Annotated in this window: 21 protein-coding genes; 17 read left to right on the top strand and 4 right to left on the bottom strand. The window is 57.6% G+C overall.

Annotated elements, in window-relative coordinates; genetic code table 11:
* The first annotated feature begins 22 nt into the window (after positions 1-22).
* The 7 genes from B0G52_RS07495 to B0G52_RS07525 all read left to right on the top strand — a co-directional run bounded on the left by B0G52_RS07495 (position 23) and on the right by B0G52_RS07525 (position 8,003).
* A complete protein-coding gene (locus B0G52_RS07495) occupies positions 23-1,045 on the top strand; it encodes a sugar-binding transcriptional regulator (RefSeq protein WP_094042922.1) in 1,023 nt (340 codons plus the stop codon).
* Between the two features lie 116 nt (positions 1,046-1,161).
* On the top strand, positions 1,162-2,172 hold the full coding sequence (gene gap, locus B0G52_RS07500) for a type I glyceraldehyde-3-phosphate dehydrogenase (RefSeq protein WP_094042923.1): 1,011 nt from the start codon (positions 1,162-1,164) through the stop codon (positions 2,170-2,172).
* Between the two features lie 601 nt (positions 2,173-2,773).
* Entirely contained in the window at positions 2,774-3,955 is a 1,182-nt protein-coding gene (locus tag B0G52_RS07505; protein WP_094042924.1) for a phosphoglycerate kinase, read from the top strand.
* 11 nt (positions 3,956-3,966) lie between these two features.
* Positions 3,967-4,722, top strand: a complete 756-nt coding sequence (tpiA, locus tag B0G52_RS07510; protein ID WP_094042925.1) for a triose-phosphate isomerase — start codon at positions 3,967-3,969, stop codon at positions 4,720-4,722.
* A gap of 1 nt (position 4,723) precedes the next feature.
* Positions 4,724-6,259 (top strand): 2,3-bisphosphoglycerate-independent phosphoglycerate mutase, encoded by a 1,536-nt coding sequence (gene gpmI / locus B0G52_RS07515; RefSeq protein WP_094042926.1) that lies wholly within the window; start codon positions 4,724-4,726, stop codon positions 6,257-6,259.
* Positions 6,260-6,298: 39 nt separating this feature from the next.
* Positions 6,299-7,591 (top strand): phosphopyruvate hydratase, encoded by a 1,293-nt coding sequence (gene eno, locus B0G52_RS07520; protein ID WP_094042927.1) that lies wholly within the window; start codon positions 6,299-6,301, stop codon positions 7,589-7,591.
* Between the two features lie 229 nt (positions 7,592-7,820).
* The gene (locus B0G52_RS07525) at positions 7,821-8,003 is read left to right on the top strand and encodes a hypothetical protein (protein WP_143762533.1); all 183 of its coding nucleotides are present in this window, start codon (positions 7,821-7,823) and stop codon (positions 8,001-8,003) included.
* Positions 8,004-8,207: 204 nt separating this feature from the next.
* On the opposite strand, the gene B0G52_RS07530 is transcribed toward B0G52_RS07525, so the two are convergent.
* Positions 8,208-9,959 carry an alpha-glycosidase gene (locus B0G52_RS07530; RefSeq protein ID WP_094042929.1) on the bottom strand — a complete coding sequence of 584 codons (1,752 nt, stop codon included), beginning with the start codon at positions 9,957-9,959 and terminating at the stop codon, positions 8,208-8,210.
* Between the two features lie 594 nt (positions 9,960-10,553).
* On the opposite strand from B0G52_RS07530, the gene B0G52_RS07535 reads away from it, so the two are divergent.
* The 3 genes from B0G52_RS07535 to B0G52_RS07545 all read left to right on the top strand — a co-directional run bounded on the left by B0G52_RS07535 (position 10,554) and on the right by B0G52_RS07545 (position 14,185).
* Positions 10,554-11,873, top strand: a complete 1,320-nt coding sequence (locus B0G52_RS07535) for a sugar ABC transporter substrate-binding protein (RefSeq protein WP_094042930.1) — start codon at positions 10,554-10,556, stop codon at positions 11,871-11,873.
* Between the two features lie 171 nt (positions 11,874-12,044).
* Positions 12,045-13,355, top strand: coding sequence for a carbohydrate ABC transporter permease (locus B0G52_RS07540; protein WP_094042931.1), 1,311 nt, complete (start codon positions 12,045-12,047; stop codon positions 13,353-13,355).
* Positions 13,352-14,185 (top strand): sugar ABC transporter permease, encoded by an 834-nt coding sequence (locus B0G52_RS07545; protein ID WP_094042932.1) that lies wholly within the window; start codon positions 13,352-13,354, stop codon positions 14,183-14,185. The genes B0G52_RS07540 and B0G52_RS07545 overlap by 4 nt, the downstream gene beginning before the upstream one ends.
* 171 nt (positions 14,186-14,356) lie before the next feature.
* Here the strand turns inward: B0G52_RS07545 and B0G52_RS07550 are convergent, their stop codons facing one another.
* From B0G52_RS07550 to B0G52_RS07560, 3 genes are all read right to left on the bottom strand, one after another.
* Positions 14,357-14,815 (bottom strand): OsmC family protein, encoded by a 459-nt coding sequence (locus tag B0G52_RS07550; protein WP_094042933.1) that lies wholly within the window; start codon positions 14,813-14,815, stop codon positions 14,357-14,359.
* 88 nt (positions 14,816-14,903) lie between these two features.
* Positions 14,904-16,277 carry an ABC transporter substrate-binding protein gene (locus B0G52_RS07555; RefSeq protein WP_094042934.1) on the bottom strand — a complete coding sequence of 458 codons (1,374 nt, stop codon included), beginning with the start codon at positions 16,275-16,277 and terminating at the stop codon, positions 14,904-14,906.
* Positions 16,274-17,242, bottom strand: coding sequence for an LCP family protein (locus tag B0G52_RS07560; RefSeq protein ID WP_158223619.1), 969 nt, complete (start codon positions 17,240-17,242; stop codon positions 16,274-16,276). The genes B0G52_RS07555 and B0G52_RS07560 overlap by 4 nt, the downstream gene beginning before the upstream one ends.
* A gap of 229 nt (positions 17,243-17,471) precedes the next feature.
* Between B0G52_RS07560 and B0G52_RS07565 the strand changes: the two genes are divergently transcribed.
* The 7 genes from B0G52_RS07565 to B0G52_RS07595 all read left to right on the top strand — a co-directional run bounded on the left by B0G52_RS07565 (position 17,472) and on the right by B0G52_RS07595 (position 24,447).
* Complete coding sequence (locus B0G52_RS07565) at positions 17,472-18,491, top strand: BMP family lipoprotein (RefSeq protein WP_094042936.1); 1,020 nt, start codon at positions 17,472-17,474, stop codon at positions 18,489-18,491.
* A gap of 90 nt (positions 18,492-18,581) precedes the next feature.
* Positions 18,582-20,078, top strand: coding sequence for an ABC transporter ATP-binding protein (locus tag B0G52_RS07570; protein WP_094042937.1), 1,497 nt, complete (start codon positions 18,582-18,584; stop codon positions 20,076-20,078).
* Positions 20,071-21,138, top strand: coding sequence for an ABC transporter permease (locus tag B0G52_RS07575; RefSeq protein WP_094042938.1), 1,068 nt, complete (start codon positions 20,071-20,073; stop codon positions 21,136-21,138). Before B0G52_RS07570 ends, B0G52_RS07575 begins: the two co-directional genes overlap by 8 nt.
* Positions 21,122-22,045, top strand: a complete 924-nt coding sequence (locus B0G52_RS07580; RefSeq protein WP_094042939.1) for an ABC transporter permease — start codon at positions 21,122-21,124, stop codon at positions 22,043-22,045. Before B0G52_RS07575 ends, B0G52_RS07580 begins: the two co-directional genes overlap by 17 nt.
* Before the next feature lie 40 nt (positions 22,046-22,085).
* A complete protein-coding gene (locus tag B0G52_RS07585) occupies positions 22,086-22,760 on the top strand; it encodes a sulfite oxidase-like oxidoreductase (protein WP_094042940.1) in 675 nt (224 codons plus the stop codon).
* Between the two features lies 1 nt (position 22,761).
* Positions 22,762-23,496: a nucleoside phosphorylase gene (locus tag B0G52_RS07590; RefSeq protein ID WP_094042941.1), complete on the top strand. Its 735-nt coding sequence runs from the start codon at positions 22,762-22,764 to the stop codon at positions 23,494-23,496.
* Between the two features lie 186 nt (positions 23,497-23,682).
* On the top strand, positions 23,683-24,447 hold the full coding sequence (locus B0G52_RS07595) for a sugar phosphate isomerase/epimerase family protein (protein WP_094042942.1): 765 nt from the start codon (positions 23,683-23,685) through the stop codon (positions 24,445-24,447).
* Positions 24,448-24,590 lie beyond the last annotated feature (143 nt).

Here is a 24,590-nt window from a genome sequence, read left to right on the forward strand (position 1 = left end):
CTCAGGAGGATAAGCGGAGAGAATGCGAAAAATAATCGATATTCAGAAAAAGCTGCTTCCGGATCTCCTGAAGGTGATGGAGACGAGGTACGATATTTTGCACCGGATCTATCTGGAGGGCACGATCGGCCGGCGTACGCTGGCGGCGAGCCTGGAGATGACGGAGCGGGTGCTTCGGTCGGAACTGGAGCTGCTCAAGTCCCAAGGGCTGCTGGATACGGCGTCGACAGGAATGACGCTGACCGCCGGCGGCAGGCAGTTGGTCGAAGAGATGGAGCCGATCGTCAAGGAGCTGTTCGGTTTGTCCGATCTGGAGGACGAGGTTCGCGAAGCTTTCGGGCTTAAGCGAGTCGTCATCGTTCCCGGAGACTCGGACGAATCCGCTCTCGTCAAGGCGGAACTCGGCAGAGCGGGCAGTCGCGTGCTGCGGGAGAGCCTCTCCCCGGGCGACGTGGTCGCCGTTATGGGCGGTTCCACGATGGCGCACATGGCCAAGCAATTTTCCGCGCCGTCCCAGATGAAGGACAATTGGTTCGTGCCGGCAAGAGGCGGACTGGGAGAGAGCGTCGACTACCAGGCGAACACCATCGCTTCGGAGCTGGCCAAACGGGCGGGAGCGCGCTACAGAATGCTGCACGTTCCGGATCATCTGAGCGAGGAAGCTTATCAGACGATCATGCAGGAGCCGAACGTCAGGGAAGTCGTCGATATGATCCGAGGCGCGCGAATCGTCGTTCACGGAATCGGGGATGCTGTGACGATGGCCAGACGCCGCAAGCTCAAGGACGAGACGAGAGACGAACTGGTGAAGGACGGGGCGTTGGCGGAAGCCTTCGGATATTATTTCGACCGTCACGGCAAAGTCGTGCATCGTATGGCGACGGCCGGGCTCAGGCTCGAAGATATCGAAGCCGCCGAGGTGGTCATCGGAATCGCGGGCGGCAAGAGCAAAGGAGAAGCGATCGCGTCCGTCATGCGATTCGGACACGACGACGTTCTTGTAACGGACGAAGCGGCGGCGAGAGAAGCGCTCCAGCATATTTAACGCTCATCGCGAGCTTAAAGCCTGCAATTCGGGTAATCCTTACTTATAGCGGTCTCGGCGCTTAGGCGCCTTGATATAGCATCAATTATTTTTTTCAATCCAAGGAGGAAACCAACATGGCAGCAGTAAAAGTGGGTATTAACGGATTCGGACGTATCGGACGCAACGTGTTCCGCGCAGCGCTGAACAACCCTGAAGTAGAAATCGTCGCGATCAACGACCTCACGGACGTTAATACGCTTGCTCACCTTCTGAAATACGACACGACGCACGGCAAACTGGACGGAACGGTTGAAGTCGGCGAAGGCGCGCTGATCGTGAACGGCAAATCGGTTAAAGTTTTTGCAGAGCGCGATCCGGGCAACCTGCCTTGGGCTTCCGTAGGCGTTGAGATCGTCGTTGAATCCACGGGTATCTTCACGGCGAAAGACAAAGCCGAGCTTCACCTGAAAGGCGGCGCGAAGAAAGTTATCATCTCCGCTCCTGCAACGAACGAAGACATCACGATCGTTATGGGCGTTAACCAAGACAAGTACGACGCAGCTTCGCACACGATCATCTCCAACGCTTCCTGTACGACGAACTGCTTGGCTCCGTTCGCGAAAGTTCTGAACGACAAGTTCGGTATCGTTAAGGGCATGATGAACACGATCCATTCCTACACGAACGACCAGCAAGTATTGGATCTGCCTCACAAAGACCTGCGCCGCGCTCGCGCTGCCGCAGAGAACATCATTCCTTCTTCGACAGGCGCTGCGAAAGCCGTTGCTCTCGTATTGCCTGAGCTGAAAGGTAAGCTGAACGGTATGTCCATGCGCGTTCCTACGCCTAACGTATCCGTTACGGACCTGGTTGCCGAGCTGAAAGTCAACGTTACGGTTGAAGAAGTGAACGCGGCTCTGAAAGCTGCTGCAGAAGGCCCGCTGAAAGGCATCATGAACTACTCCGAAGAGCCGCTCGTATCCAGCGACTACAACGGCGATCCTGCTTCTTCCACGATCGATGCGCTGAACACGATGGTCGTTGAAGGCAACATGGTTAAAGTTATCTCCTGGTACGACAACGAGTGGGGTTATTCCAACCGCGTTGTTGACTTGGCTTCTTATATCGCAAGCAAGGGCCTATAATTAATCGCAACCCCCTAAATCCCCCTTCCCGAAGGGGGACTCCAAAGGGCTCCGCCCTCTGGACACCCGGCGCTGTCGGATGAGTGACAGAGGACGGGGGAGGGGAACGGCCTGCTTGGATCGCTGCGTCCCGGATTTGCTCCGCAAACCCGGGACTACGCTTAACTATCGAGCGGGAAGAGCGGCCGCGGGCCGGAAGGGAAGGCCGGTTCTCCTCTGCGCATGACTGCGCTGCTTGAGGAGAGAAGGCCGGGTTCCCCACGCAATGACTGCGCTGCTTGGGAACCAAGGTCAAAAGCTGGGGTTCCCCACGCAATGACTGCGCTGCTTGGGAACCAAGGTCAAGAGCTGGGGTTCCCCACGCAATGACTGCGCCGCTTGGGAACCAAGGTCAAGAGCTGGGGTTCCCCACGCAATGACTGCGCCGCTTGGGAACCAAGGTCAAGAGCCGGGGTTCCCCACGCAATGACTGCGCTGCTTGGGAACCAAGGTCAAAAGCAAATCTTCCCTTCGGGGAACGAGATACAGAAACAAGGCGGGCTCCCTACAGGGGCCTAGCTTTGCGCAAGGAGATAGACAGCCATCTGAGGAGGTTCGACCCTTGAACAAAAAAAGCGTAAGAGACGTAGAGGTTGCAGGGAAGAAAGTGTTCGTGCGCGTTGATTTCAACGTGCCGCTGGAAAACGGAGCGATCACGGACGACACGCGCATCCGCGAGACGCTGCCTACGATCAAGCACTTGATCGAGAAGGGCGCGAAAGTCATTCTGGCGAGCCACCTTGGCCGTCCGAACGGTCAAGTCGTCGACGGCTTGCGCTTGACGCCGGTTGCCGCTCGTCTGTCCGAACTGCTGGGCAAACCGGTCGCCAAAGCTGACGAAGTCGTCGGAGCATCCGTGCAAGCGAAGGTTGACGAGCTGAAGGACGGAGACGTGCTGCTGCTGGAAAACGTGCGGTTCGAAGCGGGCGAAGAGAAGAACGACGCAGAGCTGGCGAAGTCGCTGGCCGCGCTGGCCGATCTGTTCGTCAACGACGCTTTCGGAGCGGCTCACCGCGCACACGCGTCGACGGAAGGCATCGCACACCACATTCCTGCGGTTTCGGGCTTGCTGATGGAGAAAGAGCTGGACGTCCTGGGCAAAGCGCTGAACAACCCTGAGCGTCCGTTCACGGCGATTGTCGGCGGCTCCAAGGTTAAGGACAAAATCGACGTCATCAATAAAATGATCGAGATCGCGGACAATATCCTCATCGGTGGAGGTCTCTCTTACACGTTCCTGAAGGCGCAAGGCAATGAGATCGGCTTGTCGCTGTGCGACGATTCCAAGCTGGACCTGACGCTCGAATTCGTCGAGAAAGCGAAGAAGCTCGGCAAAAACTTCTATCTCCCGGTCGATATCGTTGTATCGGAAGATTTTAAATCGGCCGTCAACATGGATATTGTCGGCATCGACGGTATCCCGGCTAACAAGGAAGGCGTCGATATCGGTCCGGAAACGCGTAAAATCTACGCGGAAGTCATCAAAAACTCCAAGCTGGTTCTCTGGAACGGACCGATGGGCGTATTCGAAGTGGATGATTTCGCGAACGGTACTCGCGAGGTAGCGCAAGCTTGCGCGGACTCGGACGCTTACACCGTCATCGGCGGCGGCGATTCCGCAGCGGCGACCGAGAAGTTCCATCTGGCTGACAAAATGAATCACATCTCCACGGGCGGCGGCGCTTCTCTGGAGTTCATGGAAGGCAAGGCGCTTCCGGGCGTCGTAGCTCTTAACGACAAATAGAGGTGACAAGGATGAGCAGAACACCGATTATCGCGGGCAACTGGAAAATGTTCAAGACGGCGGGCGAGGCAGCGTCCTTCGTAGCCGAAGTCAAAGGCAAGGCGGAAGTATCCGGCGTGGAGAGCGTCATTTGCGCTCCGTTCACGGCGCTTCCAACGTTGGTCGAAGCGGTTAAAGGCACGACGATCAAAGTCGGCGCGCAAAACCTGCACTTCGAAGACAGCGGCGCTTATACGGGCGAGATCAGCGGCGTTATGCTGAAGGATCTCGGCATCGATTACGTCATTATCGGCCACTCCGAGCGTCGTCAGTATTTCGGCGAGACGGACGAGATCGTGAACAAGAAAGCCCATGCGGCATTCCGTCACGGTTTGGTTCCGATCGTATGCGTCGGCGAGAAGCTGGAAGAGCGCGAAGCCGGCTCGACGAACGAAGTCGTTCGCGTACAGACAGAAGGCGCGCTGGCCGGCCTGACGGCCGAGCAAGTCGCGGCGACGGTTATCGCTTACGAGCCGATCTGGGCGATCGGTACGGGCAAGTCGTCCACGTCCGCGGAAGCGAACGAGACGATCTCCTATATCCGCGGCGTCGTGGCCAAGCAATTCGGCGCGGAAGCGGCGGACAAAGTGCGTATTCAATACGGCGGCAGCGTTAAGCCGAACACGGTAGCCGAGTACCTCGGCCAATCCGATATCGACGGCGCGTTGGTCGGCGGCGCAAGCTTGGAGCCGGCTTCCTACGTGGCGTTGGTTGAAGGAGCGAAGTAAGATGACAGCTCCCAAACCGGTTGCGTTAATTATTTTGGACGGCTTCGGAATTCGCGAAGAGAAGCATGGCAACGCCGTGGCTCAAGCGAACAAACCGAATTTCGACAAGTATTGGAGCACTTTCCCGCATACGACCTTAACGGCGAGCGGGGAAGCGGTCGGCTTGCCGGAGGGTCAGATGGGCAACTCCGAAGTCGGCCACCTGAACATCGGCGCGGGCCGCATCGTCTATCAGGACTTGACTCGAATCTCCAAGTCGATTCGCGATCAGGACTTCTTCGACAACTCGACGCTGGTCGGAGCGGTGCGTCACGCGAAGGAGAACAGCAAGAAGCTGCATCTGTACGGCTTGCTGTCCGACGGCGGCGTTCACAGCCATATCGATCACCTGTTCGCGCTGCTTGAGCTGGCGAAGCGGGAAGGTCTGGAGGAAGTGTATATTCACGGCTTCCTGGACGGCCGCGATGTCGCTCCCGACAGTGCAGTCGGTTATTTGACCCAATTGCAAAGCAAAATCGAAGAGTTCGGAATCGGCCGCATTGCTACGCTGCAAGGACGCTACTACGCGATGGACCGCGATAAGCGGTGGGAACGGGTAGAGAAGTCCTATCGCGCGATGGTTTACGGCGAAGGCCCTGCGGCGATTGATCCGATCGCGGCGGTCAAAGCTTCTTACGAGCAAGGCGTGTACGACGAGTTTTTCGTGCCGACGGTCATCGTCGGAGCGGACGGCAAGCCGAATGCGCTCGTCGAATCCGAAGATTCGGTCATTTTCTTCAACTTCCGTCCCGATCGCGCGATTCAGCTGTCCAACGTGTTCACGAACGAGGATTTTCGCGGTTTTGACCGCGGTCCGGGCTTCCCGAAGAACCTGTATTTCGTGTGCATGACGCTGTTCGCGGAAACCGTCGGGGGCTTGGTTGCGTATAAGCCTAAAGAGTTGGATAATACATTGGGTGAAGTGCTCGTGCAGCACGGGAAAAAACAGCTCAGAATCGCCGAGACGGAGAAGTATCCGCACGTTACCTTCTTTTTCAGCGGCGGACGCGATCACGTTCTGGAGGGCGAAACCCGGATTCTCATCAATTCGCCGAAGGTCGCCACTTACGACCTGCAGCCGGAGATGAGCATCTACGAGGTGACGGAGACGCTGGAGAAGGAGATCGCCGCGGATAACCACGACGCGATCATTCTGAACTTCGCGAACCCGGACATGGTCGGTCACTCCGGCATGCTGGAGCCGACGATCAAAGCGGTGGAAGCGACCGACGAATGCCTCGGCAGAGTCGTCGACGCGGTCACGGCCAAAGGCGGCGTCTGCGTCATCATCGCCGACCACGGCAACGCGGATATGGTGCTGGACGACAACGACCGGCCTTTTACGGCGCATACGACGAACATCGTTCCTTGCATCGTCACTCAAGCCGGCCTCTCGCTTCGCGAAGGCGGCATTCTGGCTGACGTCGCTCCGACGCTGCTGACGCTGCTGCAATTGCCGCAGCCGGAGCAGATGACGGGCAACACCTTGATTGTCTAACCGTATTAACAATTAACCTACCGAAGGAGTGTTCTACCTATGACGATCATTACTGACGTATATGCTCGCGAAGTGCTGGATTCTCGCGGCAATCCGACTGTTGAAGTCGAAGTTCAACTGGAGTCCGGCGCTAAAGGCCATGCCATCGTGCCGTCCGGCGCCTCTACGGGCGCGTACGAAGCGGTCGAGCTTCGCGACGGAGACAAAGGCCGTTACCTCGGCAAAGGCGTTCTGAAAGCGGTAGAGAACGTCAACACGGTCATCGCTCCGGAAATTATCGGCTACGATGCGCTGGATCAAGTCGAGATCGACAACAAAATGATTCAACTGGACGGCACGCCGAACAAGGCGAAGCTGGGAGCCAACGCGATTCTCGCGGTGTCCATGGCGGTTGCTCGCGCAGCTGCCGACGCGCTGGACGTTCCTCTCTATACTTACCTGGGCGGATTCAACGCCAAAACGCTGCCTGTACCGATGATGAACATCGTGAACGGCGGAGAGCACGCAGACAACAACATCGACGTACAAGAGTTCATGGTGCTGCCGATCGGCTTGCCTACGTTCTCCGAAGCTCTGCGCGCAGGCACGGAAATCTTCCACGCTCTGAAGGGCGTATTGAAAGCCAAAGGCCTGAACACGGCAGTTGGCGACGAAGGCGGCTTCGCTCCGAACCTTGGATCCAACGAAGAAGCGCTGTCCACGATCCTCGAAGCGATCGAAAAAGCGGGCTACAAAGCTGGCGAAGAAATTTTCCTGGGCATGGACGTCGCTTCCACGGAGTTTTTCAAAGACGGCAAATATCACCTCGAAGGCGAAGGCAAATCCTTCACGCCGGCTGAATTCGTTGACCTGCTTGCTAGCTGGGTAGACAAGTATCCGATCATCTCGATCGAAGACGGCTGTTCCGAAGACGACTGGGAAGGTTGGAAGCTGCTGACGGAGAAACTCGGCGGCAAAGTTCAACTGGTTGGCGACGATCTGTTCGTTACGAACACCGAGCGTCTGGCTGACGGCATCGAGAAGGGCGTAGGCAACTCCATCCTCGTTAAAGTCAACCAAATCGGTTCCCTGACCGAGACGTTCGACGCAATCGAGATGGCGAAACGCGCAGGCTATACGGCTGTAATCTCCCACCGTTCCGGCGAATCCGAAGACAGCACGATCGCCGACATCGCAGTTGCGACGAACGCTGGCCAAATCAAGACAGGCGCTCCGTCCCGTACGGACCGCGTGGCGAAGTACAACCAATTGCTCCGCATCGAAGATCGTCTTGGCTCCACGGCTAAGTACGGCGGCAAAGCGGCGTTCTACAACCTTAGCAACCTGAAGTAAGTTAAATAGCGACATCTTAGCCAGACATCATGAACGACAAGAAGGACGAACCCTTGCGCATAGACGCGGTTCGTCCTTTTTATTTAGTGGAGGATCACCAGGTGCGAGTAGAGCCAAGTTCATGTTATAATAAAGACAAATTTTGCATACACTGGTTAACTAAAACGGAAGCGCTGAGCCCGCAAACGTGGAGGTGAACCAGTCTGTGAGCGATAGGGAGGAATTCCCCGTGACCACCGCTTCCGCCAAGAAGGTTGTCGCATGCGTGGTTCGTCTTCGGAAGTTGAATCCCGCAGTGCGTAAGCAAGTCACTACGCTTCCCGCGAAGAACGGTAAAATTGTTCTGGATCGTAAAAATCCTGTGCACGCCGCTTGGATGCACGAGGAAGAAGGCGAAGAGGACCTGTATTAAGCGATGTCTGTTCAGCCTGGTGAAGCGTACAAAGGCCCTGATGAAGGGTCTTTTTTGTATTCAGGGAACATCGAGGGCAGTGCCCGATTAATACTGAAAGGCCCGAACGATCCGCAGCGAGAGTATCGCTTAGCGGATCGACTGGACCTCGGGCTTGAAGGAGAAAGATGATTCGACGTTTCAGGAGTTGGTTTGACGGTTCGGCTACGTCTCCGACCGCCAGACAGAATAGCCGAAAGCCGGCAGCTCTGCCTTAATGAGTCCGTCTGCGATGTCGGCAGCGGCGTCTCCGAACGCTTGCGTCCAGTTGTGGCCGGCCGTGGCCGTCGATATCGCGGCTGTGATCGGCTGCTCCGAGACGTTCATTGCGACGACGAAGCGCTCGGAGCCGTCGGAAGAGAGGCGTTCGTAGGCCAGCAGGCCTCCGTCCGCGGCCAGGAACTTGAAGTTCGCGCTCCGAAGCGCTTCGTGATCCTTGCGCAGACGGATCGCCGAGGCGAAAAACGCGAACAATTCCTTGTTCTGCTTGTCCTCCTCCCAAACCATGCACCCTCGACAGTGAGGGTCGCCGCCGCCGGTCATCCCCACCTCGTCGCCATAGTAGATGCTTGGAGCGCCGGGGAACGTCAGCTGGAACAGCGTGGCCAGCTTCATGCGCCGCTCGTCCTCCCCGCATACGGTGAGCAGGCGCGGGGTGTCGTGGCTTCCGAGCAGATTAAACGTCGCTTCCACGGCCTGTCTCGGATAAGCCGCCAGTTGGCTGCCGATCGCGTTGGCGAATTGAACCGCGCCGATCTCGCCGCGGGCGAAGAAGTCCAGCGCGGCATCCGTCACCGGATAGTTCATGACCGCATCGAACTGATCCCCCTGGAGCCACATGGCCGAGTCGTGCCAGATCTCCCCGAGAATATAAGCCTCGGGATTGAGCTTTTTGACGACCGTCCGGAACTCCCGCCAGAACGCATGGTCGACTTCGTTGGCTACATCCAGCCGCCACCCGTCGATGCCGACTTCTTCGATCCAGTAGCTGGCTACGTCGAGCAAGTAGCGCTTTACCTCGGCGTTTTCCGTGTTCAGCTTGGGCATGATCGGTTCAAAGCCGAACGTATCGTAGGTCGGAATTCCGTTTTCCACCCGCAACGGAAACTCGCGCACGTGGAACCATTCGGCGTAAGGGGATTCCGCGCCTCTCTCCAACACGTCCACGAACGGAGGAAATTCCTTTCCCGAATGGTTGAACACCGCGTCCAGCATGACCCGGATTCCCCGGGCGTGGCAGGCGGCTACGAGCTCCTTCAGCTTCTCGTTCGTGCCAAAGCGGGGATCGACCTTCATGTAGTCTTTCGTGTCGTATTTGTGGTTGGTCGTCGCCTCGAACAACGGGTTGAAATAGATGGCGTTCACGCCGAGAGCGCTCAGGTGATCGAGACGGTCGATGACGCCCTGCAAGTCGCCGCCAAAAAAGTTCGTCGGAGTCGGGTCGCCGCCCCAGGGCAGCGTTCCTTCGGGATTCAAGGAGGGGTCGCCGTTCGCGAACCGTTCCGGGAAAATCTGATAGAACATCGCGTCCTTCACCCAAGCGGGAGGAGAGAATACATCGGCGGGGTTCAAGAAAGGGAAGTCGAACAGCAGCAAATAGTTGGCCGGTTCATCGTCGAAGAAGCCTCTTTCCGACATATACAGCTCCTCGTCCCCGGAGCGGAAGCGGAAGCCGTACTTCAATCGGCGAAACGGAGGAACGACCGCGGCCTCCCAGTAATCGAACAACTCGTCGGATACGAGCTTGTTCATCGGGGCGACGGCGCGGGTCCGTTGCCAGGCGTACTTGTCTCCGAAGATGACGGATACTTCGTCCATCTCGCCTCGTTTCGTTCGTACTCTCAGGTAAATGGTTTTGTCGTCGCAGGCATAGGCCCAGTTCTGTTTGGGACGGTGGTAGATCGCTTCGCGCAGCATGGACATGTCTCCTTCATAGGGAAATTAGAGATGAAAAAAAGGCACAGCCTCGTCGTGCACGGACGAGGTTGTACCTGGTGGTAACAGCGCCTTTAAGTTGCTTTTGCGATGTTTGCGATATTGGGATAGCGGAATACGGCCGATTCGATGGTTTTCGTAGGTGCAATCGTTTGCCCTTGCCGAAAAGCCACGCCCTATCCTTGCTGTTCATGTTATCCCAGATCAGCGAATCTGTAAATAGGGCGCAATACGAACGATTTCGCAGTAATTAACAGATTTTGTGGGAATAATTGCGATTTTTCGGCCTGAAACAGTGAATATGAGCTGAAAATGGAATTTGCTAACTAAATCGTCCATCGTTTATGATGAGTTTGTGCAATCGTTTTCACGGAAGATCGAAAGAGAGTTTCTTCGACATTCTGAAGGCACTGCTACCCTAGGGGTACATCCTCGCGAGTTAATCACTTGGCGAGGGTGTGCCCCTTTTTGCGGTTTCCGGAAGGCGTTGAAGACGATGGCACGAGGCGGCACGTCGGACAAATCGGCAAGGCAATCAGAAAAGGGGAAGCACTTAAAAACGGGAGGATGGGTAACATGAAGCTCAAAAAATGGAGCATCGGATTGCTCTGCGCGCTGCTGATTGCGGCATTGACAGCTTGCGGAGGAGGGGACGGCAACGGAAGTAACGGGAGCGCGGCGCCTTCTTCAAGCACAAGTCCTTCGATTGCGTCGGAAGGCGCCGCTCCGTCCGAAGACGGCGAAGAGGAGGCATTGAAGCCGGAAGCGGGCGCCAAGCTGAAAGTATGGGAATCGAAGGAACAAATGCCGTACATGCAAGAGCTGGCGGCGGCCTTCGAGAGAGAATACGGCGTACCCGTGACGCTGGAGGAAGTCGCCGGAGGAGACCAGGGCGGACGGCTGGCGACGGACGGCCCTTCTAAGCTGGCGGGCGACGTCTTGACGCTGCCGCACGACCAGATCGCCCAGGCGGTCAAAGCGGGCCTGCTTCTTCCCAACGACGTGTTCGAGGAAGAGACTCGCGCTACGATGGCGGAAGCGGCGGTTAAGGCTTCAACCTACGAAGGAGTGCTGTACGGCTATCCGAAATCGGTGGAGACGTACGCGCTGTTCTACAACAAAGATCTGTTCCCTGAACCGCCCAAAACGTGGGACGAAGTCGTGAAGTTCGCGGAGACATTCACGAATTCGAAGGAGAACAAGTACGCCGTCATGTGGGAATTCGTCGGCTATTATTCCTATCCGTTCGTCGGCAGCTTCGGCGGTTACTTCTTCGGCCAGGACAATACCGATCCGAACGACATCGGACTGAACAGCCCGGGGGCGGTAGAAGGCTTCGAGTTCTTGAGATCGCTTAAGCCGATTCTGCCGATGAACGCGGCGGACGTCACCTACGACGTCAAAACGCAGCTGTTCGCGGACGGCAAGCTGGCTCTGAACATCGACGGTCCATGGTCGGTTGCCGCTTTCAAGGACAAGGTCAATTTCGGCGTTGCGCCGATTCCGGCTGTACCGGGTGGCAAACCGTCCACCTCGTTCTCCGGGGTCAAGTCCTACTACGTTAACTCTTACACGCCGTATCCGATCGCGGCCCGCCTGTTCGCGAACTTCGCGGCGAGCAAGGAAAACCAGTTGAGAAACTACGAGATGACGGGAGCCATTCCGGCGAACAAGGAAGCCGGGGAAGATCCGAAGATCAAGGACGATCCGTACGTCAGCGGTTTCTTCCAACAGTTCGAGAACTCGACTCCGATGCCGGGCATCTCCGCAATCAACGCGCTGTGGGATCCGCTTAAGGCGGCGTTCACGACGGTGTGGGACGATCCGAAGGCCGACGTCAAGGCGACGCTGGACGCCATGGTCACGACGGTACAAACGGCCATCTCTTCCCAATAGACAGAAGGTCCGCCAAGCGCGGGGCTGTTTCATAAGTTGAGACGTACAAGATTAACGATGAAAAAAGAAGGAGATAGATGCTCGTACCCTGCATCCATCGATAATCGTTCGGTACAACTCTTGTTACTTATGAGACGGCTCTGTCCGAGGCGAGAAAGAGAGGAATCTCGCATGCGCAAACCAACCGCGGGCGCCTTGCTGTCCGCGCTCTTCATGGGCCTGGGCCAGCTCTATCACGGTCAGTGGATGAAAGGGATATTATTTCTGGCCGTCGGAATCGGTTTCCTGGGAGGAGCCGCGGCGCTCGATCTGCCGGACTATTTGCGGGGGCTGTGGACGCTCGGCGACCAGCCCAGCGGCTTGGTCAAAGTCGGCAAGCTGACGCAGATGGTGGAGGGAGACCACTCCATCTTTTTACTGATCAAAGGCTTGATGGCGCTGCTTGCCGTGCTTCTGGCCGCCGCGCTGTACGCGGCCTGCATTCGGGACGCGTACAAGACGGGACTTCAGCGGGAGGAAGGGCGGAAGGTCCGTTCGTTCGGCCAGACGTTGAGAGCGATTAATCAAAGAAATTTCGCTTACGTCGTTCTGTTGCTTCCCGCCGTATTCATTTTATTTCTCACGGTGCTCCCTCTCGTGTTCTCCATTCTTCTCGCCTTTACGAATTACGCGGATCCGAATCTGCCGCCGGCGAACCTTGTCGATTGGGTCGGCTTCGCGAATTTCGTCAAGCTCGTGAGCTTGAAGGTATGGAGCGACACGTTTTTCGGCGTGCTGCTATGGACGGTCGTCTGGGCGGCGATCGCCACCGTCACGACGTACGTCGGCGGAATTCTGGTGGCGGTGCTCATCCATCAGCCGCGCATCCGCTTCAAGGCGTTCTGGCGCACGGTCATGATCGTTCCGTTCGCGATTCCGAGCTTGATCTCCTTGCTTGTTATGCGCAACATGTTCAACAACAAGTTCGGGCCGATCAACGACATGCTGCGCATGATCGGAATCGAAGGCGTGCCGTGGCTGACGAACCCGATGTGGGCCAAGGCGACGCTCATGATCGTCAACATGTGGATCGGCATTCCGATTACGATGATTCTCGCATTCGGAATTTTGACGACGATTCCCCGGGATCTCTACGAAGCCGCAGAGGTCGACGGAGCGGGCTCGTATCAGAAATTCCGCCGCATAACGCTGCCTATGATGCTGTTCGCGACCGCTCCGGTGCTGATCATGCAATTCGCCGGCAACATCAACAATTTTAACGTCATCTATCTGATGACCGACGGCGGGCCGGTAAATACCCATTACCAATACGCGGGTCACACCGATCTGCTCGTCACTTGGCTGTATAAGCTCGCGCTGGATCAGGCGCAGTACAGCTTCGCGTCGGTCATCGGCATCGTCATTTTCCTGATGATCGCCTCCCTGTCCATCTGGAGCTATCGCCGCACCCGATCCTACAAAGAGGAGGACATGATCGTATGAACGGCTCCAACGCCCGCTTGAAGCTCGGTCTCAGCTACGCCATTCTGATCGTGCTGACGATCGTCAGCCTGTATCCCGCGCTGTGGATCGTTCTGTCCTCCTTGAAGGAAGGGAACAGCCTGTACAGCGAGACGCTTATTCCGAGAAGCTTTACTTTCGAGCATTACCGAGAGCTCTTTCGCTCGACCAAATATCCGATCTGGTTCATGAACACGTTGAAGATCGCGACGCTGTCGACGGTGCTGGGGACGTTCCTGCTGCTGCTGACCTCGTACGCGGTGTCCCGGTTCCGGTTCGCCGGCCGGCGCTTCTCGCTCAACGCGCTGCTCGTGCTGCAGATGTTCCCGGGCTTCATGGCGATGATCGCGGTGTACGTGGTGCTGAATACGGTGGGCTTGCTCAATTCCCATCTGGCCCTCGTGCTCGTCTACAGCTCAGGCGCGATCGTGACCAATGTGTTCGTGGCCAAGGGCTTTTTCGATACGGTGCCCGGAAGTCTGGAGGAAGCCGCGCGGATCGACGGGGCGAGTCACCTGACCGTCTTCTTCCGAATCATGGTTCCGCTGGCCAAGCCGATGCTCACTTACGCCAGTCTGATGATCTTCAACGGCTGCTTCGTCGACTTCATTTTCGCCGATCTGGTGCTTCGCTCCGAGGACCAACGGACGTTGGCCGTCGGGCTGTATAAGATGGTCAATCAACGCAATTCCACGGAGTTTACGCTGTTCGCCTCGGGGGCGGTGCTGGTCGCGCTGCCGGTGATGACGCTGTTCCTCGTGCTGCAGCGCAACCTGGTCGACGGCTTGACGGCCGGGGCGAGCAAAGGCTAGATGAGCAAATCCTGGACGAGCAAAGGTAGATGAGCAATAGCTGGTGAGCAGAGAGGCAACAAGGGCAGAAGAGGCATTATGCGTAAAAAACGGTCCCCGGCCGGCTTCCGCTGTCGCGGAATGCAGGGCTGAGGACCGTTTCGGCGCTTGGGAGATGCGGCGGAGTTCTTGTTACTCTACCGTTTCCGGAGCTTCGATGACGATGTTGCTTAACTTGAGGTTAACCGCATTGGCGATCGTATCGCCGACCGGGCAGGTCTCTTCCAGAAACTTGACGAACTGCTCGACGCGCTCTTGCGGAGCATCCGTCTTAATGTAGAACGTATAGCGAATATCCGAATAACCTGGACGGACGTCGGACTTTTTGAAGAAGCCGTCCAAGTCGAGATCGCCTTCCACTTCCACGCGGAAATCGTCGAGGCGCACGTCGAATTTCTTGGCGTACACTCTCGCCACGATAGACTGGCATGCGCCGAGCGCGCCTAACACCGCTTCTACCGGATTCATTCCCGTATCCGTTCCGCCCAGGCTCTTCGGCTCGTCGATCGTCAATTCGAAATCCCTTGAGCGGACTTTAACGACTACCCCTTCTTGCAATTGCGCGGTTGCTTTGAATGTCGTGATCGCCATACCTTCCAATCCCCTCCAGTTCTAAGATAAGCCTATCATAACATATTAATCCTATTGAGTTAATTTGTTTTGTTGATTTTCTACAAACTTATTTTCCGTTGGCTGTCAAAAGCTGTTCTCCTTCGCTCTGGATCGTTTGGAGCGCTTCGTCCAGCGTCTTCCCGCCGGCGATGACCTCATCGAGCTGCCGTGAGAACAATTCGAAGAAGCGGGAGGCGGACTCGTCGCGCGTTGTTTTCAGATTCCATTTCTTGACGGCAGGCTTGAGCGCGAAGAACGGCTCGACGTTAAGCTCACCCGATTTCGTCGCGTATGCTTTGCGGGCTGGGATGTCCGACGAATGCGTCCCCGATTCGAGCCTGGCGATCTCTTCGCCGTTAATGTACTTGATCACTTCCCAGGCCGCGCTCTTGTGCGCGGAATCGCGATTAATGGAATAGATGCTGCCCAGAAGCAAGGGCTTCGCCGTATCCGGCGTTGAGGGATTCACGGGAACGGTGACGACGCCCCATTCGAACGGACTATAATTCTGGACGAGCCTCTTGGCGTTCTCGAAGTCTTGGTAGAGGCCGAAGTGGCCGATTTTCATGGCGACTCGGCCGTTAAGGAACGGGTCCTCTCCTGGAGAGAAGAGGCTGCTGTCGAACAGCTCTTGCGTCGTTGCTCCTCGGGCCATGAGCAAGGAGTCGCGAGCCAGAAGCGCGTTCTCGATAATGGAGCGCCAACCGTCGGAATGGACGACGACGGTTTTGCCGTCGGCGCTGATCGGAGTCAGACCGTAATCTTCGGCAACGCTTCTCACGAACCCGGCAAAGTTCTGCATGATGCCCGTCTGGAAGCCGTAAACCCGTTCCCCATCCGTTCCATCGGACGGAAAGCGCATGGCCAGCTTCAGCGTATCCTCCCAGGACATCTTGTCCGCAGGCAAATCGATTCCGTGCTTGCGGAACAAGTCGACATTGTAATAGAGCGCGTTCGCGGAAAAGGAAGGAGCCAGCCCGTACAGTTTGCCGCCTTCCCCGCCTCTTATGGACTCGATTACGGAAGGATGGATGTCCTCGATATCGAAGCCGTCTTGCCGGATCAGCGGATCAAGGTCGACCAGTTGTCCGTCCGCTGCGAGCTTCTCATGAAAGGGCGAAGAGACGTTAATGATGTCGGGGGAGTTGTCCCGAATCTGCTGGAGAGTGTCTTCCGCCGTAGTCACGCCTTCGGAAGAGACCGGGGGCGTCAAGACTTCGAATTCGATGTTCGGATATTTGACTGCCAGCATATTGCCGTAGCGTTGATGGAAGTAGTTGCTGTCGCTGAACATGATCTTGAGTTTGACGGGCTTGTCGGGATCGAACGATTCGATTGTTCCGTCGCTGTCGGACTTGGAGCAACCCGTCAAGACGGTTGTTCCGAAGAGGATTAGAACGAGCGCGAATAAGGTGCGAATACGAGTGCGATCGGCGGTCATAAAGGTGCTTCTCCTTCTAAAGTCGTTTTGACATAGCTCTTGATCCGATCGATGTCGGGAACGAGAACGTCCATTCCATTGATGACGGCGTTCTTGAACGCGCCTGACTGCGGAATCTGGATGCCTTGCAAATTGCCGGTGTCCAGCTTGAGACCGAGACGGGCGAGCTCGAACAGATCGCCGGGCGGAATGCTCGTCTCGATGTAGGGGGCGATGCCGTTCAGCAGCTGAGGAAGCTTGAGCAGCGTCGTCGACGACTTCAGCTTGTCGGCGATCGCCGACAGGAATTTCCGCTGGCGTTCGGAGCGGGCGAAATCGGACAAGGCGTCGCTGCGGAACCGGACGTATTGCAGCGCGGTGAGCCCGTCGAGATGCTGCACGCCTTGCTCCAAGTTAATGTTGTATCTCGGGTTGTCGCGGTTGTCGGTATGTCTCATGTTCTTGTCGACCTCAAAATCGATGCCGCCCAGCTCGTCGATCAGCGAGATGAAGCCTTCGAAATCCGTATAGACGTAATAATGGATAGGCATCTCGATCAAGTTCCCGACCGTCTCCATCGCGAGCAGCGGACCGCCGAGCGTAATCGCGGCGTTCAGGCGGTTCGATCCGTGGCGCGGAATTTCCACGTAGGTGTCCCGCAGAAGCGAGAAGAGATGCGTGCCCTTGGAGACGGGATCGATCGAGACGACGATCATCGTGTCTGAGCGGGGTTTGACGGTGCTCTTGACGCCGCGCGAGTCGCCGCCCAGCAGAAGAATATTGATTCGCTCGTCCGCGAACCGCTCCGGCGGTTCGATGACGGCAACCGGAATGGGAGCGCTGCCATCTATCGGAACGACGGCGCTCGGCTGGTTGTCGGCAGGGGGCTGGTAGATTTCGCCGGCGAAAGAAACGATCGTGTAGATGTAGTAGGCCGCTATTGAAGCGATAATCAGAAAGACGCCCAGGCCTCCATATAGCAGCATTTTCTTTTTGCTCATGCGCGTCCTGGGGGCGCGCGATCTGGAGAGGTTCGTTGCTTCTGCTGATTCTCGATCCATAACGTCGTTCATCCTTCCCGAAGATTCGTTAACAATAATACGAGGCAAAGGGGAGGAAAGTTGTTCCATTCTCATGTTTTGTTTTGACAAAAGCCGACTAAACTGCTAGGATATCAACAGAATGCGTGCATTTCACACAGGGGAGAGAAAACAGATGAAAAAACCGTTTATACTCGTACTTATGCTTGTCATCCTGGGGGGAGTGCTGGCGGCGTGCGGGGCCAAAGATAAGAACGATGCGCAGAGCAGCCCGTCCGCGCCTGCGACGAAGTATAAAATCGCGCTGGTCACTCCGGAGCCGATCGGCGTCAACCCGTTCTTCCAATTGATGGACGAGGGCTTCAAGAAAGCGGGACAGGAGTTCGGCGTTGAAGTCAAGACGATCGAATCCTCGGATCCGGCTTCCATCGAGCAGAATCTGCAGTCGGCCGCGGCGGGAGACTTCGATCTGATTATTACGTCGACCTTCCAAGTGGAGGACGCGTTGAAGAAGATCGCGCCTCAATATCCGGACAAGTCGTTCGCGGTCATCGATACCGTCATTGATCTGCCGAACGTGCGCAGCGTCGCTTTCCGCGAGCATGAAGCCGCTTATTTGCTGGGCGCCGCCGCGGCGCTCGTGTCCAAGACCGGCACGGTTGGCAACGTCGTAGCGGTCGATATTCCGCTGATGAAGAAATATACGGGCGGCTTCGAGCAAGGCGCCAAGTCCGTTAACCCGGATGTCAAGGTTCTGGTCAACTACGTAGGCGGCTTTACGGATCCGGCCAAAGCGAAGGAGCTTGCCTTGCTGCAAAACTCGCAGGGAGCCGACTTCGTAGCCGGCATGTCCGCGGTAGGCGACTTGGGCGTCTTCGAAGCGGCTGCCGAAAAGGGCTTCTACACGTCTGGCCAAGATACGGACAATACCGACGGCAAGCAGGTCATTCTGGCTCAACTGAAAGGGACGGACGCCGTCGCTTACGAGACGGTCAAAGACTTCGTAGAAGGCAACTTCTCGTTCGAAGTGCGCGACTACGGTCTGAAGGAAGGCGGCGTGGGTCTCACGTACGTCAACAAGGAAAGCAAATCTCCGCTCAGCGACGCGATCGGCCAAGAAGCCGTTGACAAGCTGAAGCAGATCAATGATGATATCGTTGCAGGGAAAATCGTCGTAAGCGATTCTTTGCAATAATTCCATAGTCAATTCCATACTGCTTATTCGTAACCGGCTGCCTTAAGCAGCCGGTTTCCTACGCTTGCGACAAGGGATGGAGGCAAGTCCATGCTGCTCAAGATGGAAGGGATTTCGAAAAATTACGGCGACGTTCGGGCGAACCGGCAAATCGATTACGATCTGAAACCGGGAGAGGTGCACGCGATCGTGGGGGAGAACGGGGCCGGCAAAACGACGCTGATGCGCATTCTGTACGGAATGGAGCAGCCTTCCTCGGGGACGATCCGCATCGGAGGCCGCGAGGTTCGCTTTGCCGATCCGAAGGACGCCATTGCTCATGGCATCGGCATGGTTCATCAGCATTTCATGCTGTTCCAGAATTTCACGGTTGCGGAAAATATCGTGATCGGCAAGGAGCCGGGCAAGCTGCGGTTCGATCGTAAAGCCGCTATCGCCCAGGTGGAGGCGTTGTCGGAAAAATACGGGATCCGCGTGGACCCGAGAGCGAGAATCGTCGACTGCCCGCTGGGTGTTCAGCAGAGGGTGGAAATTCTCAAGGTGCTCTATCAAGGGGCGGAAATCATCATTCTCGACGAGCCTACGGGAGTGCTGACTCCGCTGGAGGTGGGCGAGCTGCTGGAAGCGATTCGTACGCTGACCAAGCAGGGCAAGAGCTTTATTCTGATCAGCCATAAGCTGAACGAGGTCATGAGCGCGGCCGACCGCATCACCGTCCTGAGGGACGGGGAGGTGACCGGCGTGCTGGAGGCGTCTCGGACCAGCATCGAGGAATTGTCCAGACTGATGGTCGGCAGGCCGCTCGCCGCGATGGACAAGCAGCCGGCCTTGCCGAAGGATAAGGTGCTGGAGGTCAAGGAGCTGTCCGTGCTCGGAAGCGGGAGCAAGCCTGCGGTAGATTCCGTCAGCCTGCACGTCAGAGCGGGAGAGATTGTCGGCATCGCGGGCATTTCCGGCAATGGCCAGTCGGAGCTGCTTCAGGCCATCTCGGGATTGATCAAGCCGGCCGGAGGAACCGTCGCGCTGCTCGGCGCCGACGTCACCGGGAAGTCGGCCCGAGAGTTCCGGAACGCGGGGCTGGCCCACATCCCGGAGGACCGCTACGTCTGGGGAGCCAGCAAGTCGGCGACGGTGGCGGAGACGGGAACGATGGGCCATCAGCGCAAGCTGGGCAAGCTCGGATTTCTGCAGGGGAGGATTGTAAAGGCACGCGTCTCGGAGTGGATCAAGCAGTATGCGATCAAGGCCGGCTCGCCGGACAACGAAACCCAGAACCTGTCCGGCGGCAATCTTCAGAAGCTGATCGTGGCCCGCGAGATTGCGCAGCAGACGCCTTTTCTTATCGCGGCGGAGCCGACCCGGGGAGTCGATATCGGAGCGATGGAGACGATCCACGAGCAGCTGCTGCGCAAAAGGGACGCCGGAGGCGCCATTCTGCTCGTATCGTCGGAGCTGTCGGAAATATTGAAGCTGTCGGATCGCATTCTCGTCATGTATGAGGGCAAGATCGTCGGGGAACTGCAAGAAGGGGATGCGACGGAAGAAAAGCTGAGTCTGTTAATGGTAGGGGGGAAGCGCAATGGATAAATGGAAGAAGCTGACGGCTTCCCTTCTCGGGCCGGCGGCCGCCATCGCGCTCGGCTTGCTCGCGGGATCGATCGCCATCGTCATTGCCGGGGGCTCGATCCTGGAAACCTATGCGGAGATGTGGAAGGGGGCGTTCGGCAGCCTCTACTTCCTCACCAGCACGCTTAATCGCGCCACTCCCGTCATTCTCGTCGGCCTGGGAGCCGCCGTCGCGTTCCGTTCGGGATTTTTCAACCTGGGAGCTCAAGGCCAGATGGCGCTCGGAGGCTTGGCGGCGGCGCTGACGGCGCTGTATGTGCCCGGACCTGGCTGGATCGTCGCCATCGTCTCCATGCTGGTCGGAATTGCCGCCGGCGGTCTGTGGTCGGCCTTCGCCGGGTATATGGACGCTCGCTTCCGCATGAACCTGCTGATCACGACGCTGCTGCTGAACTATATCGCAACGCTGTTCGCCAGCTATATGGTGGCCTATCCGTTCAAGGACAAGACCGGTTCGGCCGCGATGGCCCAGTCGCAGATGATCGATAACGCGATCTGGCTGCCCAAGCTGTTCAAGGGCATGCCCGCGCACGTCGGGCTGCTGCTGGCGCTTGTCGCGATGGTCGCGCTTTACGTGTATTTGACGAGAACCGTATCGGGATACGAAGCTCGGATGATGGGGGGCAACCCGCTGTTCGCCGTCTATGGGGGCGTCAGACGGACGCCCTTGATGCTCGGAGTCATGTTCGCCAGCGGCGGACTGGCCGGACTGGCGGGAGCCGGCGAGGTGCTGGGCTCGCAGTATCGGTACATCGACAATTCCTTCGTGGCGGCGGACTTCGCCTGGACGGGCATTATGGCCGCGCTGCTGGCGAACGCGCATCCGATCGGCACGGCGATCGCGGCCTTCTTCCTCGTCGCTCTGCAGACAGGAGGCATGGGCGTGGAGATGAATACCGACGTGCCGCTGGAGATCGGCGATGTCATTCAGGCGGTGCTGATTTTGTTCATTACCGTCAAATTCGTTCGGGGCTTCCGGAGACGCAGAAAGGAGGGGGACCCGAATGGAGCAGCTGTTTGATCTGGCTTTGTTCAATTCGGCGCTGCGCATGCTGACGCCGATTCTGCTCGCCGCGCTGGGGGGAGCCTTGTGCGCGAGAGTGGGACTGTTTAACGTCGGCCTGGAGGGTTTGATGCTGATCGGCGCGTTCTCGGCGATCGTCGGCAACCATTACTTCGGCAACACGGGAGCGGCCATCGCGTTCTCGATCGGCTGCGTGTCGCTTTTCGCGCTGCTGTTCGCCTATCTATGCATCCATTTGCGGGCCAACGTCATCGTCGTCGGCATCGCCATGAACCTTCTGGCTGCGGGGCTGACCACCTTCAGTCTGCGAACTTTATTTAACGTCAAGGGAGCTTATTATAATAAGGATATGGTCGGGCTTCCGAAGTGGGAGATTCCTTTGATCAAGGACATTCCCGTCGTCGGAGATATTTTGTCCGGCCATTCGCCGCTCGTCTATCTGGCAATCGTGCTGGTCGGAGCGATGTGGTACTATTTCTACCGGACGATCGGAGGCTTCCGCTTCCTGGCCGCCGGGGACAATCCGCTGGCCGCCCGGAGCCTGGGCATTCAAGTGCGGCGCTATCAGTATGGCGCGATGCTGGCGTGCGGCGTTCTGTGCGCGCTGGCCGGGGCGCAGCTGTCGCTTGGCCAGGTGACGATGTTCACGGAGGGCATGACGGCCGGTCGGGGCTTCATCGCGCTCGTGGCCACCATGCTCGGACAATCGGGGCCGCTGGGAGTCGCTGCGGCGAGCTTGCTGTTCGGGCTCATGGACGCTTTCAGCATTCGTCTGCAAGGCTTCGCGATGCCTTCGCATTTTACGCAGATGGTCCCTTACGCCGTTACGATCGCCGCGATGTTTTTTTTCAAGAACAAGGAATTCGTCAAGGACGCGCAAAGCTCGGGCACCAGCTCCAGATAGCCGGACCCCGGATCGGCGCGGAAGGATAGGAGGCGGCAACATGCATAACAAAGCGGAAAGATTAAAGAAGGCCAAACCGATCGCTCCGTCGGAGGCGCACGAAGCGCTCGGCGGGCGGCTGCCCCCGGGGCAGACGTTGACGGCCAAGTTTCCGATTCTGCACGAGGGGGATATTCCCCGATATGATATGGAGCAATGGCGGCTGACGATCGACGGAGAGGTGGAGGAGCCGCTTGAGCTGACGTATGACGACGTGCTCGGGCTGCCTGTCTCCCGAATCGAATGCGACATCCACTGCGTGACGCGCTGGTCGAAGTTCGGCACGCAGTGGGAAGGCGTGCTGTTCAGGGACTTGCTGTCCCGGGTCAAGCCGAAGCCCGAGGCCCGGTACGTGATGTTCCACGCCGACCCCGACTACGAGACGAACGTGCCGCTGTCCGATCTGCTGATGGATAACGTCATGCTTGCCTATCGTTACGATGGAGAGCCGCTGACTGACAAGCACGGTTGGCCGCTGCGCACGATCGTGCCGCACCGCTATTTCTGGAAAAGCGCGAAATGGGTGCGGCGGATCGAATTCATGACAGAGGATCGTCCGGGATTCTGGGAGCGCAACGGCTTTCACAATGAAGCCGATCCGTTTGCGGAGCAGCGTTTCTCCGGAGAGGCGCTGCCGATTCCCGAGGATGAGTGGACCAGGAAGGAGTTCGATTAAGATGTTACTGCCTATTCTGCAAGTCAATTCGGAGGATATCCCTCCTTACGTACTCGTATGCGGCGATCCGGGAAGGGCAGCGGTTATCGCCGCCCGCCTGGAAGGAGCCCGGGAACTGGCGTTCAGCCGCGAATACCGCACGTTCGTCGGACAGTACGAGGGCATTACCGTGGCAGTAGCCAGTCATGGAGTGGGGTCTGCCGGAGCTGCGATCTGCTTCGAAGAGCTCATTCGCGGAGGAGCGACGACATTGATTCGAGTAGGGACCGCAGGCTCCTATTCGGAGGAGACGCCGGCAGGCAGCCTGGTCGTCAGCACCGCGGCCGTTCGCGCTGAAGGGCTGACGCGCCAGCTTGTGCCGGACGGCTTCCCCGCCGTCGGAGACGGACGGGTCGTTCAGGCGCTGTATGAAAGCGCGCTGGAGCAAGGAGGAGTCGTCCGGCATGGCATTACGGTGTCGCTGGACGTCTTCTTCCAAGGAGCGCTGGAGATTCCGCATAAGGCCTACAAGCAGGCTGGAGCGGTCGCGGTGGAGATGGAAATCGCCGCGCTGTACGTCGTGGCGAGCCTGAGGGGAGCAAGGGCCGGAGCGATTGTGGCAGTGGACGGCTATGCGGATTCCGATCTCGCGGCGGAGTACGATCCGCATACGAACGTCGTAGCCCAGGCCGTCGAGCGGGAGATCGCCGCCGCTCTTGGCGCCGTGGTCAAGCTGTCCCGATCCGATCGCGGCTGAATTCGGGCCGCTTCTATCCGCCCCGGCCCGCGATGCGGAGGGGCGGAACTCCAAAATGCATATAAAGAGGACAAAAACTTCTCTCGTGGAAAAGCGTCGCCAAGCCTATAATAAAAGAGGCAGACAAGTTGGAAGCCGCGCGGACCGCCGCGCGAACAACCAAACCATGGGATGGTGGGAAATCAAATGAGCAAACCGCAGGTGGGCATTCAATTGTATTCCGTGCGCGACCGCAGCGAGAAGGACTTCTTGGGCACGATCAGGGAGATTGGCGAAATCGGTTACAAAAACGTGGAGCTGGCCGGCTACTACGGACATTCCGCGAAAGACGTGAAGCAGGCGCTGGCCGATGCCGGCCTTAACGCCCCTTCGGCGCATGTTGGCTTAACCGTGAACGATCCGGCGATCTGGGACAATCTGAAGAAGCAAGTGGAGTACGCGCAGGAGCTGGGACTGAAGCGGTTTATCGTGCCGTGGTATCCACTGGGAGACAACCCGACGCTCGACGACGTATACAAAATGGCGGACACGCTGGAGCAAGCGGGACGGATCGTGACCGAAGCCGGTCTCGAGTTCGGCTATCATAACCATGCGTTCGAGTTCAAGCCGGTTGGCGATAAACTGGTTATCGATCATATTCTGGAGAGAGTTCCGGCAGACTTGTTGTTCGCGGAATTCGATCTGGGCTGGGTGAAGGTCGGAGGGCAGGACCCTGCGGCATACGTGAACAAATATGCTGGACGTCTTCCGGTCGTTCATGCGAAGGATTTCAAAGAAGACGGCACCGACGCGGAGATCGGCAAAGGCTCCGTCGACTGGGATTCCGCGCTCGCGGCATGCGAATCGGCCGGCGTGGAATACGTCATCATCGAGCAGGAGCAATACGAGGTTTCTTCGATCGTCAGCGCGAAAAACAACTTCGAGTGGTTCAAGGCTCGGGGCTGGATTTAAGGCACTTAGAGAAGGCGTGACGGGGAAAGCCCGTCGCTGCCTTCCGTTTCATCGGTCGGCTTCTGCGTTTCCCGGCGTTCCGGGGACGCGAAGTCGGCCGTTTTCTATTTTCGGCGGGACGCCGCATTCTGTGCGGTATTCGA

This window comes from Cohnella sp. SGD-V74 (assembly GCF_003001675.1).
Taxonomy (GTDB): Bacteria; Bacillota; Bacilli; order Paenibacillales; family Paenibacillaceae; genus Cohnella.

Coding starts and splice junctions, on each gene's coding strand:
- B0G52_RS07495 (WP_094042922.1), top strand. CDS start 23: ATGCGAAAAATAATCGATATTCAGAAAAAGCTGCTTCCGGATCTCCTG.
- gap (WP_094042923.1), top strand. CDS start 1,162: ATGGCAGCAGTAAAAGTGGGTATTAACGGATTCGGACGTATCGGACGC.
- tpiA (WP_094042925.1), top strand. CDS start 3,967: ATGAGCAGAACACCGATTATCGCGGGCAACTGGAAAATGTTCAAGACG.
- gpmI (WP_094042926.1), top strand. CDS start 4,724: ATGACAGCTCCCAAACCGGTTGCGTTAATTATTTTGGACGGCTTCGGA.
- eno (WP_094042927.1), top strand. CDS start 6,299: ATGACGATCATTACTGACGTATATGCTCGCGAAGTGCTGGATTCTCGC.
- B0G52_RS07530 (WP_094042929.1), bottom strand. CDS start 9,959: ATGCTGCGCGAAGCGATCTACCACCGTCCCAAACAGAACTGGGCCTAT.
- B0G52_RS07535 (WP_094042930.1), top strand. CDS start 10,554: ATGAAGCTCAAAAAATGGAGCATCGGATTGCTCTGCGCGCTGCTGATT.
- B0G52_RS07540 (WP_094042931.1), top strand. CDS start 12,045: ATGCGCAAACCAACCGCGGGCGCCTTGCTGTCCGCGCTCTTCATGGGC.
- B0G52_RS07545 (WP_094042932.1), top strand. CDS start 13,352: ATGAACGGCTCCAACGCCCGCTTGAAGCTCGGTCTCAGCTACGCCATT.
- B0G52_RS07550 (WP_094042933.1), bottom strand. CDS start 14,815: ATGGCGATCACGACATTCAAAGCAACCGCGCAATTGCAAGAAGGGGTA.
- B0G52_RS07555 (WP_094042934.1), bottom strand. CDS start 16,277: ATGACCGCCGATCGCACTCGTATTCGCACCTTATTCGCGCTCGTTCTA.
- B0G52_RS07560 (WP_158223619.1), bottom strand. CDS start 17,242: ATGCTGCTATATGGAGGCCTGGGCGTCTTTCTGATTATCGCTTCAATA.
- B0G52_RS07565 (WP_094042936.1), top strand. CDS start 17,472: ATGAAAAAACCGTTTATACTCGTACTTATGCTTGTCATCCTGGGGGGA.
- B0G52_RS07570 (WP_094042937.1), top strand. CDS start 18,582: ATGCTGCTCAAGATGGAAGGGATTTCGAAAAATTACGGCGACGTTCGG.
- B0G52_RS07575 (WP_094042938.1), top strand. CDS start 20,071: ATGGATAAATGGAAGAAGCTGACGGCTTCCCTTCTCGGGCCGGCGGCC.
- B0G52_RS07580 (WP_094042939.1), top strand. CDS start 21,122: ATGGAGCAGCTGTTTGATCTGGCTTTGTTCAATTCGGCGCTGCGCATG.
- B0G52_RS07585 (WP_094042940.1), top strand. CDS start 22,086: ATGCATAACAAAGCGGAAAGATTAAAGAAGGCCAAACCGATCGCTCCG.
- B0G52_RS07590 (WP_094042941.1), top strand. CDS start 22,762: ATGTTACTGCCTATTCTGCAAGTCAATTCGGAGGATATCCCTCCTTAC.
- B0G52_RS07595 (WP_094042942.1), top strand. CDS start 23,683: ATGAGCAAACCGCAGGTGGGCATTCAATTGTATTCCGTGCGCGACCGC.